Below are 13,261 nucleotides of genomic sequence, written 5' to 3' on the forward strand. Positions count from 1 at the left end.
AATATGTCGAGTGCAGTTATACCCTTCAGCCTTAAAGAGGCACCGGCCTTGATTGAAACGCTCTTGCCAGTGCAGCGCCTCTCCGTTGATATTTATAAAGAGCGTATGGCCGGTTCAGGGCAAACGCTCACGGCACTTGGTTCATACTGGAAAGGGCGAAAACCCCTTGTGCTTGGCCGTGCCTGTGTTTTAGGCGCACTGCTGCCTGCTACAGAAAACCCGAAAGAAGATCTTGAAATTTTTGAGCTGCTGATGGGGATGGATGACCTCTCCGTCTCGAAGCGCAGGGGGCTGCCATCCGCAAAACTTGCCGTTGAAACGCTTGAGATTGAGGATATCGAGGAGCATGTACGGGTAACGCCGGAAGGTCAGCTCCCGATGTCAGCCCCTTTCAGGATTGAAGATTACCAATACTACGACAAGCACGGTTTTGCCAAGTACGCAAAGGTACACTGGCGCAGTGATGTGAACCCTGACGAGTTGCACCGCGTGTGTCTGCCGCTTCTCCCGAAAGAGTCCTACAAAGAGCGCATCGGCAATGCAAAGCGGGCAGAGGAGATGTTTGATAACCTCCATACCCATATCTGGAGCCGTGTCAATCAGCATCTTGGCACGGTGGCATCATCGTTTCCTGAGCTGGTCGAACAGCTTGGCATTATGCGTTTTGGCCATCGCCCTCGTGTGGCCGATACCTTTTGCGGATCAGGCCAGATTCCCTTTGAAGCGGCCCGTCTCGGCTGTGATGTCTATGCCTCTGACCTCAACCCGGTTGCCTGTATGCTGACCTGGGGCGCCTTCAATATTGTTGGCGCCAGTGCAGAAGAGCGTGAACAGATTGATGATGAACAGGTTGCTCTTGCGGCGAAAGTCAAGGAAGAGATTGATGCTCTTGGAATTGAAACTGATGGCAACGGTTGGCGGGGGAAGGTCTATCTCTATTGCCTTGAGGTGACTTGTCCAACCTCTGGCTGGAAAGTGCCTGTTTTGCCAACGCTGGTTGTGAGCAAAGGAAAGAGAGTCATCGCGAAATTGCTCCCGGATAAGGTTAACAAACGCTATGATATTGCGCTTGAATATGATGTTACTGCTGAAGAGTTGATACATCCTGAAAGTCGGATAAAGCGCACACATTAACTAAAAAAGATCGCCACCTGAGCACTATTTCAAAAAAAGTTGTGTTTTTTCCGGAGAAGTTGTGTTTTTTTTAGAAAAACCGCGCTTTTTTCTTGCTTTTTAACGTGTACGTATGTATAATAAGGAAAACACTTTAAAAAGGAGAATACCCCGTGTCTAAACCAGTAACTGGAAAAACTCACGTTGGCGAACGGCGTGAAAGGCGCCCGAATGGCGATATTTACATCTATGAGCGGGTTACAGGCTATAATGAACGAACCAGAAAGACCTATACCGTCAGTCAGAAGCTCCAAGGGAAAATCAAGTCGGGAACACAGGAGATAATCCCTACACGCCCGAAAAAAAGCAAAAATGAAGGGGGCTTGGTTGGTGCGCTACGCAGGCACAGTGGCCTCACGGATCTTCTGGAGTGGGTCGGTAAAGCCTCCGGCATTGACGATGACGTGCGTTCTTCGTTCAGCGAGGGCGACGCTGCCAAGATTCTCTCTATTGCGCGTTACTGGATCGGTTCCGGCGGAAACACCTTGCCACGCCTTGAGGGTTGGCAGGTAATGCACTCCCTTCCCTACAGCGAAGTTATCACTGAAGACGTTTACAGTGACTTGTTCAAATGTGTCGGGTGCGACGAAGACCGCGTGCAGCGCTACTTCTCCTTCCGGGCGGATCGCCTGGGCAAGGCACCTGTGCTGGCGTTTGATTCGACCACGATATCGACCTACTCCGAGAACCAGTCGGAAGCACGGCATGGGTTCAATAAGGATGGTGACGGACTGAAAACCATCAAGCTTCTAACCTTGTATTCCGTAAAGGAACGCGAGCCGTTAGCATTCGCCAAGCAGCCTGGCAATGTTCCGGACGTCATATCCATTGAGAACACCCTGAAGCAACTCAAGTGCTTTAACCTTGAGAAACCCTTGATCGTTACCGATAACGGCTACTACAGTGAGGGGAACATGATGAAATTCGCCTTGCGCAACATGAAATTCCTTACTCTGGTTGACCCCAATATCACTTGGGTTCGCGAGACGGTGGATGCGCTTCGGGAGACGCTGGCGGGCATGTCGAGCACTTGCCAGTTTGATCCGTCGGTTTGCGGCGCCACGGCGATGAGAATGCACGAGTTCGGTCGAGTGCGCCAACTGTCGCGAAACGGCAAGCTGAGCGGAGAAGAAGAGAGGTTCGTGCGCCGCCTTTATGTCCATGTCTTCTATTCCCCTAACAGCGACACCAAGAAGCAGCTCGACTTCCGCAAGGAGCTGTTTGAACTCAAAGCTCAAGTAGAAGATGGGGTGATGGAGTTCACGAAATCTGCGCAACGAAAAATCGAGCGATATCTGATCTGCTCAAAAAAGGGGCGTGGTGGACAATTGAGGGTCGGTTTCAACGACAAGGCCATTGTCGAAGCGACGAAATACTTCGGCTATTTTGCGCTCGTCAGCAATCAGGCCATGAAGACCTTCACAGCGTTGGCAGACTATCGATTGCGTGAAAAAATAGAGGAGATCTTCGCCGTGGTGAAGGGAGGCCTTGATGGAGCAAGGCCGCGCACATGGCATCCAGACAACCTGCGGGGAAGGCAATTCGTACAGTTTGTGTCACTGGGGTATCATTGCTTCCTGACCAAGAAAATCAAGGAAATGCGGGCAGAGCTTGGAAAGAACGGAAGCGAAAAAACCAAAGCACTTGTCAATCTCGAAAAAAAATTGGAACAGTGGCTTGAGCAACGATCTCTCGCTCAGATTCTGGATTGGTTCGATTGCATTGAGACGACTCAAGTACGAACTGTCATGGGCAACTACCGCTGGTCTACTGAATCCGTAGCCAGAGATCGGCTGTTCCTGAAATATCTGGGAGTGACCTCATGATAGTGTGCGCTTTATCCTACTTTCAGGATACATGCAGAAAACGGCACCTATCAGAACCAGAGTTTAGTGCATACTGTCAATGGTTTTGAACACCGCAACAAAATTTCAAGTATTCGCGGTGATTACAATGAGATTGTCAATGGCAAGCGCATCAATCGGAACCGGCTTCGGCAGTGGGGTGTTTCAGACATTGTCTTCCGTGATGATGATATTTTCAATGAACGGCTCTATGCAATTCAGTGGTTTAAGGACTATGCCACAAGCCGGTCAGAAATAGAATTCAGGAGTGTTACTCTGGATGATTTGGAACGAGAGGCAAAAGTTACCGCTTATGTCCAGGAACACCTTGCAGAGTGGCAGGAAAAGGGTTGGGTGCCGGACATGCGGATTGAGACAGGTGATGAAACTGAGCGCTTATATCGTGAGCGAGGATGGACTCATTGGCATCACCTATGGCCAAGTCGTCAATTGCTTTATTTGGCTCTGATTAAAAGAGCCTTATCTTCACCAGAATTGGTTGTCTTATTTTCTGGAGCCCTTGATTATACCAGTAAATTGTGTCGATGGGCTACATCTGGGCGGCGTATTGCTAAAGATGGAAGCGGGAAATTTGTAGGTGGGGCAAGTGATAGCCCTACAAATGCTTTTTATAATCAGGCATTGAATACAATTTTCAACTATGGAACTCGGTCTATAGATCAAATGTTTGGTGTTTTGAGCAAAAACATAAAATCTATTCCATGTGATGATAGGCTTTGTTTTACGATAGAGACACTCTCTGCGGACCAGATTGAAACAATAAACGACATTTACATCACCGATCCTCCCTACGGTGATGCAGTGAAGTACGAGGAGATTCTCGAATTCTTCATCGCTTGGCTGCGAAAAAATCCCCCGGCTGAATTCTCTGACTGGATATGGGACAGCCGTCGTAAACTGGCGATCAAGGGGGAAGATCATGACTTTAAAATCAGCATGATCAACGCCTACAAGCGGATGGCCGAATATATGCCGGACAATGGCTTGCAGATCATCATGTTTACCCATCAAAGCGGTTCAATCTGGGCGGATATGGCAAACATTGTTTGGGCTTCTGGCTTGAAGGTTACTGCTGCCTGGTATGTCGTCACAGAAACTGATAGCGAGTTGAGGGGCGGTCAATATGTGAAAGGCACCATTCTGCTGGTGTTGCGCAAGCGGGCTGATAACCTTGACGGTGCCCGGGATGAAATTGCCTATGAATTGATTGATGAGGTGGAGCGTCAGGTGCTCTTTCTTACCGGGCTGAACGAAAATGCCAAAGCGCTCTATCGGGAAGAAAACCTCTTTGAGGATGCCGATATCCAGATGGCGGGTTATGCTGCTGCTTTGCGGGTGCTTACCCGTTATGGCTCCATCAACGGAGTTGATATGGCTCAGGAGGCTCTCCGTCCCCGTGTGAAGGGGCAAAAAACCATGGTCGATGAGCTTATTGAGTTCGCGGTCGATCTGGCCAACCAGCATCTTGTGCCCCAGGGGTTAAGCCGTGAGGTGTGGAATGACCTCAGCAATACAGAGCGCTTCTACCTGAAAATGGTTGATATGGAGAGTCGCGGTGTACACATGCTTTCCAACTATCAGAACTTTGCCAAGGCATTCAAGGTGGCCGATTTTTCGGAGCTGATTGGCGACACCAAAGCGAACGAGACCGCCCTTAAAACGGCGCAGATCTTCGGCAAGCGCGGAATGAGCAGTTCGGATGCGTTTGGATTGACCGCAACCCGAAGCATTCTCTATGCCATTTATCTGCTTCTCGAAAACAAGCTCTCATCGGACGATATTCTGAACCAGTTCCGTCAGCTTGCTCTGGAGTACTACCAGAAGCGCGACAAACTCATCGCTCTTGCTGATTATCTCTCGAAAAAAACAGTCGGTATCCGTGATGATGAGAGCCGGTGTGCCATGATTTTGCGTGACTTGATTCGTAACGACGGAACCTGCTGAGCTATGGGCGATATCCGAAGATTTTCTTCATTGCGTGAACGGCTTGATCACGTTTTCCTTGCCGAAAAACTTCACAATGCACGCTCCTACAAACGGATTGCCGGATACTTTCGCTCATCCATCTTTGAGCTGGTTGGTGAGGAGATTGAACATATCCCTGATGTTCGCATTATCTGTAACAGCGAACTTGACCCCAATGATATCATGGTCTCCAAGGCAGCACGGGAAGCGGCGCTGAAAGAGCGGTGGAATCAGATGCCGGTGGAAACAGAGGCGTTGATGCACCGGGAGCAGTACAAAAAGCTCTACGAACTGCTTTTGTCGGGGCGGGTGCACATCAAGGTTGTTCCGAAAAACACCGTTTTTGTTCATGGCAAGGCTGGGCTCATTACACTGGCAAACGGGCAGCGAACCTGCTTTCTCGGGTCGGTCAACGATAGCCGGGCAGCCTTCTCAAAGAACCATGAAATTTTATGGGAAGACCAGTCGGCGGAAGGGTGCGACTGGGTGGAGCAGGAGTTCGATGCACTGTGGAAACTGGGTCACGATCTGCCGGATGCCATAATCACCGAGGTAAAGCGCATCAGTGAGCGAGTTGAGGTGAGTTTTGCCGATCTGAAGCCGGAGGAGATACCAGCGGCGGCCATGATTGAATCGCCGATCTACCGTGGCGGTGAGCAATTGCAGCCCTGGCAGCGCTCCTTTGTCACAAGCTTTCTCCAACACCGTAACGTGTTTGGAAAAATAAGGCTGCTTCTTGCTGACGAGGTTGGATTGGGCAAAACCCTCTCAATGGCTACTGCCGCTCTTGTTGCCGCCCTGCTTGGTGATGGCCCGGTCCTTGTTCTTTGCCCTGCGACGCTTACCCTGCAATGGCAGACAGAGATCAATGACTGGCTGGGCATTCCAAGTGCGGTCTGGGTCTCCAACGCCAAACACTGGTTAACACCGGATGGACGGCCCGTCCCTTCACGAGGTGCAGAAGATATTGCCCACGCCCCTTATCAAATTGCCATTGTTTCAACAGGGCTGATTGTGCATGACTCCGAGGAGGCTGGTATTTTAAGGAATCTCAGATTTGGGACGTTGATACTGGATGAAGCTCACAAGGCGCGTGTCAGAGGCGGGCTGAAGCAAGAGCAGGAACCAAATAATCTGCTGGCGTTCATGCGGGAAGTTGTGAAGAACTCGAAGCATGTTCTGCTTGGAACGGCAACACCGATTCAGACCGACGTTCGTGAGCTATGGGATCTTGTTGCTCTTCTCAATCAGGGGGCGGAATTTGTGATGGGACGCGATTATGTCTCCTCATGGCGAGACTGGGAAAAAACAGTGCCACTGGTGACCGGCGAAGAGGTTGTTTCAGATGAAATGACGGCATGGAACCTTCTTCGCGCACCGCTTCCGGCAAGAGAAACACCCATGATGGATCAGAGTGCAGCCCGTCTGGTCAGAATGATTCGCACCGATCTTGGTATTCCGGATTCCAAATTCTTTACCGATGCAGCCCCGGAATCGTTAGCTCTCATGACCCGAAAAATGGATCTGCAGTCAATTCTTGGTACTGATTTTTTTCATCGCAATAATCCATTCATTCGGCATGTGGTGATAAGAAGACGTGAAGCACTTGAAAATGCGGGTCTCCTCGATAAAATTGCGGTCAGTGTTCACCCGATTCCTGATGCCCGGCCCGGCACCTATACTGGAGCGGTATTTCAGGGCATTGGCCTCATGACCAACCACCCGTTCGAGCTTGCCTATCAGGCTGCGGAAAGCTTTGTCTCGGAACTCAGTAAGCGGACAAAAGGGGCTCAACTGTTGCGGTCAATCTTTTTGCAGCGAATATGTTCATCCTTTGAGTCTGGCAAACTGACCGTGACGAGGATGCTCAAGAAGCAGCTCAATGAACACGACGATGACGACATACAAAAAGTCGAGCGCAGTGTCCTTGAAACATTGACAGAAGCTGAAATTTCATATCTGCACATCATCCTTGAAGAGTTATCCCGAAGTGAGGCGGTTGATCCCAAGCTTAGGGCGGTGAAATGGTTTCTGCAACATTTTCAAAGCGAAGGGAAGAGCTGGAACGAGTGGGGCTGCATCGTCTTTTCCCAATATTATGATACCGTCAATTGGGTTGCCCTGGAACTTGCGAAACTTTTCCCTGAGCAGATTGTTGCCGTCTATGCAGGCGCGGGGAAAAGCGGGCTCTATCGAGGGGATCAATTTGTCTCAATCAATCGCGACAGTATTAAAAAAATGGTCAAAGAGCGGGAAGTTTCTTTGGTTGTCGCTACCGATGCCGCGTGTGAAGGACTCAACTTGCAGACACTTGGAACCCTTATCAATATTGATCTCCCCTGGAACCCAGCCAGACTTGAACAGCGATTGGGGCGGATCAAGCGATTTGGTCAGGCTCGCAAAAGCGTGGATATGCTCAACCTCACCTATCATGCCACACGTGATGAAGATGTCTACGCAAAAATATCTGAACGGATGAAAGAGCGCTACGATATTTTCGGGGGATTACCTGATTGTATTGAGGATGACTGGATAGACAACATTGAGGGATTTGTCAAGCTTGCAGACACTCACCTCCATATGCGCAAACAGGTCGCGAATATCTTTGAGACCACTTGGGGTAGTACCATCAAGAGCGAAGATGACCGCTGGGAGGAGTGTGCCCGTGTGCTGTCGCAAAAGGATATCAACGCCGTTATGAGCAAGCCCTGGGGGAAGAGGGGATGGTAAAATTGGATGTGGTTGAACAAGCTGTAGCGACAAGAAGCGAAGAGGAGGCATTGCATATTGGTATCGCCACTGCACAAGAGAGTTATCGGATATGATTATAGAGGTGTACTATGGGTGAACGTCTCATTCCATACGTTTTAATCTGCTTCGCCAGTATGTTGGGCGCCTTTTTTGATGGGCTACAGCGACTATCAAAATTAAATCGGATTCAATGGAATAGAACAAGCTATAAGGAAAATGAAGGAGTACTTTGCTGCGGATAGTGCCTCTTATTTGTTTTGCGACAAGGGGATTGGAAATTACTATGGATATTACCCTATGTACTTCCGCAATAAATGCCAAGCCTACTCCGGGAGCTGCATTTTCGTAGTAGCGGGAAGCCTCCCGAAACTCTTCATCTGCTTCCGGCAAGAATTCATAGTTCATGACAATTCGCTTATCGCTCTTTTGAATACTTCGTTACCAGAAATACCGTGAACCTTCCCTGCACGATAATCATCAAGTCGCCTTTCTGCTTCATCCAGCCAAAGTTGTTCGACTTCCGACACTGTTGGCTCATCCAGACTCAAGAGCAGTTTGCCAACGAGACTGCCTCGGGAGTGAATATCCAGATTGAGTGCTTCTGATTCAATTTTTTTTATTGTCATTGGCATGTTAGTATCTCCTATTAATTGTTGAGGTTATCATTGCCTGACGAGTACGGATTAAAAAATGGGTCGTTTTCAACTGCTTCCAAACACTGTGCCAGCGATTAGTTTTGATAAACGTATGCGTTCAATACGCTACCGGTCGGAGAGATTGTTCTGCACCTTCGAGTTACACATTACTACTTTCACGAATTACCTCTTCTTCAACCGCTTTTTTTAAATGAACAGGTTTAAAGACATTTCCTTCATCAAAGCAAGCCTTGGTGCTTTTTGGTGGATGTCTGGCGCAATTCGGACATCAAGTCTCCCATTTTATTTTTCTCGCCGTTGTTTTTACATATTTCAAGATAATCGTTTACAGCCTCTTCAAATCCTGTTTTCAGTTCAATGATACTATCGCCTTCAAATGACATAAGATCTTCAATTCCCTCGATCTTGCCAAAAAACACCTCATCATCTGCATTGAAGTGTACCGATCCTGTATAGTCCTTAAAGACCAGAACGTCTTTCATAGAAGTCCCCTTGATTTCAGTTCCTCAACGACCTGTTCAATTTGGTATTGTTTTAACTCATTACCTGGGTGTGTTTTATGTAAACGGATACTCTTGTGTCTGCAAAACGATAGAGCCAGGCTGCTGGATTACCCGCCTGTCAGCTTCAGTGAATGGCCAGGCTTCTACTTTGCTATTGAGGTCGCAATATTCGGATTTCCTGGATTGACGCTTAAGGTTCGAGTGTTTGGAATGATGACCAAGTCCATATCCTCCATTGGAATGGCGCCAAGTATTTGCTCTCATACCTGACACTGTTTAGCTCAATCAGCATAATCGGGAAAAAGCAGGAATTTGTTTCGGTAATATAGGCACTTTGGATGAGCCGACAGTCATTAAAATAAGTGGCCGATTTTGGTGGCGTTTGACGGGGGCTTCACGGGGAATAGATGTTCTGCCAGTTCCAGATAACTGGCATCGTCGGTGTCGGTATGGTGACGCATGGTCATGGCTGAGGCGAAAAAATGGCGCTGCTTCCTGGTTCGCCATCACTCGCTCCTGCTGGTACTTTTTTGCGTGGCGCTCTTCTCCGCTGGGGAAGCGATTCGTCCTGCAGGCGACGGCCAAGTGCGTCCTCTTTGGCGATCAACGACAAGTCCGCAAGCAGTCCGAGGACGCGAAGCACCTGAACGTAGAAGCCGATAGCAACCGACGGGTCACCAGTCTCAATTTTGTAGAGCGTAGGACGTGAAAGGTTGGCCCTTGCACAGACGGTCTGCATGGAAAAGCGGCGACAAAGCGGGGTATAGTGGTGTAGCTCTACTTGTCATAACGATAATTTGTGATTTATCATTACGGTTATATGGTTTGGAGGATGAGTTTATCTATTTGGGATGCAGGAAGTTGTATATTTTGTTTATGCCTGTGAATCGCTCATGTTATTCAAATATTGCTTAGTCTATTGAGTGAATAATTCAACAGACTGAATAAAATCTGCGCTTGATTGCGACAGCCCACACACAAAGCGCTCCGGGTTTTGCCGGATTACCTGTTGAAAGAAGGGCTTCTCCATCATGGATCGGTAGTGGTATATAATATAAGAGGAAGTTTCGCAGACCACTGAACCGGCTGTTTTGCCTGTTCTGGCGGGGGTTAAGGGATGGTGCAGATTATTTTCATCAGAAGGCGAAATATATTCATTTAGGTTTTGTTTTTTTTCATAATTCGCTTACATTGTCTGTCCTTATGGATTTTTAAGCATTGCATTGCGTTTTTTGTAATCAGGGGTTTTTTAAAAAGAAAGAGAGTTTCAGTATGCCGACGATTCAGCAGCTTATCAGGCTCGGAAGAAGTGTAAAAGCCTCAAAAACAGCGTCTCCGGCGCTTGAGAAGTGCCCGCAAAAGCGGGGGGTTTGTACTCGTGTTTACACAACAACTCCAAAAAAGCCTAACTCCGCGTTACGGAAGGTTGCGCGTGTAAGGTTATCCAACAAGATAGAAGTCACAGCATATATTCCGGGAGAAGGTCACAATCTTCAGGAGCATTCAATTGTTCTGATTCGTGGCGGCAGGGTAAAGGATCTTCCTGGTGTGCGTTATCATATTGTGCGTGGTTCGCTGGATACGTCCGGTGTGGCTGATCGTAAGCAGAGTCGGTCGAAGTATGGAGCCAAACAGCCGAAAGCTGGTGTGCCAGCTCCGGTCAAGGGTAAGGGTAAAAGGTAGATAAGTCGAATCATAAATTCAGAGAAGAACATGCCCAAAAAAGTTGGCTATAAAAGAATCGGTGTTGATTTCCGTTACGGGGACGAGAGTGTTGCCCGTTTTATCAATGCTGTGATGCTTGATGGTAAGAAGGCTGTTGCTACAAAGATAGTCTATGATGCGTTTGCTATCATTGCCGAGAAACTTGCCGGAGAAGATCCGCTTGAGGTGTACCGCAAGGCTATGTCGCATATTGCGCCGGTCGTTGAGGTTCGCAGCAAGAGGGTTGGTGGTGCTACCTATCAGATTCCGATGGAGGTGAAAGCTTCGCGGAGAGGAGCACTGGCTTTTCGCTGGTTGAAGATTTATGCTGCAAAGCGCGGAGGCAGGTCTATGGCTGAGAAGCTGGCTGCCGAGCTGATGGATGCTGCCAATGAGCAGGGTGCATCGGTTAAGAAGCGTGATGAGGTACACCGTATGGCTGATGCTAACAAGGCGTTTGCGCATTTCAGGTTCTAAGAGTTTGTTAAAGTGTGGATTAAAGGTCTAAAATTTTGTTATGGCACGGCTGGTTGATTTAGATAAAGTACGGAATATCGGTATCATGGCTCACATTGATGCCGGAAAGACGACGACGACAGAGAGGATTCTCTATTATACCGGTCGTCTGCATCGGATGGGTGAGGTGCATGATGGTGGTGCGACGATGGACTGGATGGATCAGGAGAAGGAGCGTGGTATTACCATCACTTCTGCTGCTACAACCTGTTTTTGGATGCCGAAGTTTGGCAACTATATCGGAGTTAATCACCGTATCAATATTATCGATACGCCTGGCCATGTTGACTTTACGGTTGAGGTTGAGCGTTCCCTGCGTGTACTTGACGGCGCTGTTGCGCTCTTTTGTGCCGTTGGTGGCGTGGAGCCTCAGTCCGAGACGGTATGGCGCCAGGCAAACAAGTATGGTGTGCCGAGGATTGCCTATATCAACAAGATGGACAGGACTGGCGCAAACTTTTTTGAGACGGTAAAGGCTATCAGGGAACGACTCGGTGCTAATCCGGTTCCTCTTCAGATACCGATTGGAGAGGGCGAGATTTTTGCCGGCTTCGTTGATCTTATCAGGATGAAGGGTATCATCTACAATAAAGAAGATGGCAGTACCTATGATGAGGTCGAGATTCCGCATGACCTGCAGAATGAGGCAAGGACATGGCGGATCAATATGCTTGAGGCTGTTTCGGAGCATGACGATACGCTTCTTGAAAAATATCTGAACGGTGAGGATATCACTGAGTCAGAGGTAAGGAATGTGTTGCGTCAGGCAACGCTGAAGGTTACCATTATTCCGGTGCTTTGCGGCTCTTCTTTCAAGAACAAGGGTGTCCAGTTTATGCTTGATGCTGTTGTTGAGTATCTTGCTTCACCTGTTGATGTCGGCGCCGTTGAGGGTCATCATCCACGTACCGAAGAGCCTGTTACTCGCGAACCGAAAGATGAGGAGCCGTTTGCTGCGCTCGCATTCAAGATTGCGACGGATCCGTTTGTCGGGAAGCTTACCTTTTTCAGGGTTTATTCCGGCGTGCTCAAGGCAGGAAGTTATGTACTCAATACGATGACCGGCAAGAAAGAGAGAATCGGTCGTGTACTGCAGATGCACTCGAACAAGAGAGAAGATATAGATTGTGTTTATTGTGGCGATATCGCTGCTGCTGTTGGTCTGAAGGATGTAAGAACCGGAGATACGCTTTGCGACGAAAACAGTCCGGTGGTTCTTGAGAAGATGGTTTTTCCTGAGCCGGTTATCGAGATTGCTATCGAGCCTAAAACCAAGAGCGATTCCGACAGACTCGGTATGTCACTCGCCAAGCTTGCAGAAGAGGATCCGACCTTCAAGGTGAAAACTGATGATGAGACGGGTCAGACGCTTATTGCCGGTATGGGTGAACTGCATCTTGAGATTCTGGTTGACCGTCTGAAACGTGAGTTCAAGGTTGAGGCCAACGTAGGCAAGCCGCAGGTTGCTTACCGTGAAACGATAAGAAAGTCTGTGGAGTTTGAAGGTAAGTTTGTTCGTCAGTCCGGCGGTAAAGGTCAGTTTGGTTTGGTCGTTCTCCGCGTTGAGCCGCTTGAAGAGGGCAAGGGATATGAATTTGTTGATGCTGTAAAGGGTGGAGTTATCCCGAGGGAGTATATTCCGGCTGTTAATGCTGGTGTTCAGCAGGCGATGAAGAGTGGTGTTGTTGCAGGCTTCCCGATGCAGGATATCAAGGTTACACTTCTGGATGGCAAGTATCATGAGGTTGACTCTTCGGAAATGGCATTCAAGATCGCTGGTTCCATCGGTTTCAAGGGTGGCGCAAAGAAAGCTGATCCGGTTTTGCTTGAGCCGATCATGAAGGTCGAGGTTGTTACGCCTGATGAGTATCTTGGTGATGTCATGGGTGATTTGTCGAGCCGTCGTGGTCATATCGAAGGCATGGGGCAGAGGGCAGGAGCCCAGTTTGTCAACGCCAAGGTTCCGCTTTCAGCAATGTTCGGATATTCGACCGACTTGCGTTCGATGAGTCAGGGAAGAGCGAATTATTCCATGGAGTTTGATTGTTATCGCGAAGTTCCACGCAGTATTGCGGAAGCTTTGCAGGAGAAGAGGACGAGCAAGGATTCGGACTAAGCGAGGCGATGG

11 protein-coding genes and 1 pseudogene are annotated in these 13,261 nt (G+C 48.6%); 7 read left to right on the forward strand and 5 right to left on the reverse strand.

The window, feature by feature from the left end; translation table 11 throughout:
- The first annotated feature begins 3 nt into the window (after window positions 1-3).
- From AC56AD_RS01340 to AC56AD_RS01355, 4 genes are all read left to right on the forward strand, one after another.
- Window positions 4-1,134, forward strand: coding sequence for a DUF1156 domain-containing protein (locus AC56AD_RS01340; RefSeq protein WP_049759870.1), 1,131 nt, complete (start codon window positions 4-6; stop codon window positions 1,132-1,134).
- 152 nt (window positions 1,135-1,286) lie between these two features.
- Window positions 1,287-2,999, forward strand: coding sequence for an IS1634 family transposase (locus AC56AD_RS01345; RefSeq protein ID WP_012507107.1), 1,713 nt, complete (start codon window positions 1,287-1,289; stop codon window positions 2,997-2,999).
- A 66-nt stretch (window positions 3,000-3,065) separates the two neighbouring features.
- Window positions 3,066-4,982 carry a hypothetical protein gene (locus tag AC56AD_RS01350; protein WP_049759871.1) on the forward strand — a complete coding sequence of 639 codons (1,917 nt, stop codon included), beginning with the start codon at window positions 3,066-3,068 and terminating at the stop codon, window positions 4,980-4,982.
- Window positions 4,983-4,985: 3 nt separating this feature from the next.
- Window positions 4,986-7,733, forward strand: coding sequence for a phospholipase D-like domain-containing anti-phage protein (locus AC56AD_RS01355; protein WP_012507108.1), 2,748 nt, complete (start codon window positions 4,986-4,988; stop codon window positions 7,731-7,733).
- A 123-nt stretch (window positions 7,734-7,856) separates the two neighbouring features.
- Here the strand turns inward: AC56AD_RS01355 and AC56AD_RS01360 are convergent, their stop codons facing one another.
- The 5 genes and pseudogenes from AC56AD_RS01360 to AC56AD_RS01380 form a co-directional block, all read right to left on the reverse strand.
- Window positions 7,857-8,159, reverse strand: coding sequence for a type II toxin-antitoxin system RelE/ParE family toxin (locus AC56AD_RS01360; protein WP_012507109.1), 303 nt, complete (start codon window positions 8,157-8,159; stop codon window positions 7,857-7,859).
- Window positions 8,156-8,386 (reverse strand): addiction module protein, encoded by a 231-nt coding sequence (locus AC56AD_RS01365; protein ID WP_012507110.1) that lies wholly within the window; start codon window positions 8,384-8,386, stop codon window positions 8,156-8,158. The genes AC56AD_RS01360 and AC56AD_RS01365 overlap by 4 nt, the downstream gene beginning before the upstream one ends.
- A gap of 210 nt (window positions 8,387-8,596) precedes the next feature.
- Window positions 8,597-8,647 (reverse strand): annotated as a pseudogene (locus AC56AD_RS01370) (hypothetical protein); the annotation flags it as partial.
- Window positions 8,629-8,892, reverse strand: a complete 264-nt coding sequence (locus tag AC56AD_RS01375; RefSeq protein ID WP_012507111.1) for a hypothetical protein — start codon at window positions 8,890-8,892, stop codon at window positions 8,629-8,631. The gene AC56AD_RS01375 and the pseudogene AC56AD_RS01370, both read right to left, overlap by 19 nt.
- A 484-nt stretch (window positions 8,893-9,376) precedes the next feature.
- Window positions 9,377-9,652, reverse strand: coding sequence for a transcriptional regulator (locus AC56AD_RS01380; protein ID WP_012507112.1), 276 nt, complete (start codon window positions 9,650-9,652; stop codon window positions 9,377-9,379).
- A gap of 533 nt (window positions 9,653-10,185) precedes the next feature.
- On the opposite strand from AC56AD_RS01380, the gene rpsL reads away from it, so the two are divergent.
- The 3 genes from rpsL to fusA are packed head-to-tail and all read left to right on the forward strand — an operon-like array spanning window position 10,186 to window position 13,249.
- Complete coding sequence (gene rpsL / locus AC56AD_RS01385) at window positions 10,186-10,596, forward strand: 30S ribosomal protein S12 (RefSeq protein WP_012507113.1); 411 nt, start codon at window positions 10,186-10,188, stop codon at window positions 10,594-10,596.
- A 30-nt stretch (window positions 10,597-10,626) separates the two neighbouring features.
- Entirely contained in the window at window positions 10,627-11,094 is a 468-nt protein-coding gene (gene rpsG / locus AC56AD_RS01390; RefSeq protein ID WP_012507114.1) for a 30S ribosomal protein S7, read from the forward strand.
- A gap of 40 nt (window positions 11,095-11,134) precedes the next feature.
- Window positions 11,135-13,249 carry an elongation factor G gene (gene fusA, locus AC56AD_RS01395; RefSeq protein WP_012507115.1) on the forward strand — a complete coding sequence of 705 codons (2,115 nt, stop codon included), beginning with the start codon at window positions 11,135-11,137 and terminating at the stop codon, window positions 13,247-13,249.
- Window positions 13,250-13,261: the final 12 nt, after the last annotated feature.

The sequence above is a fragment of the Pelodictyon clathratiforme genome (genome assembly GCF_982375515.1).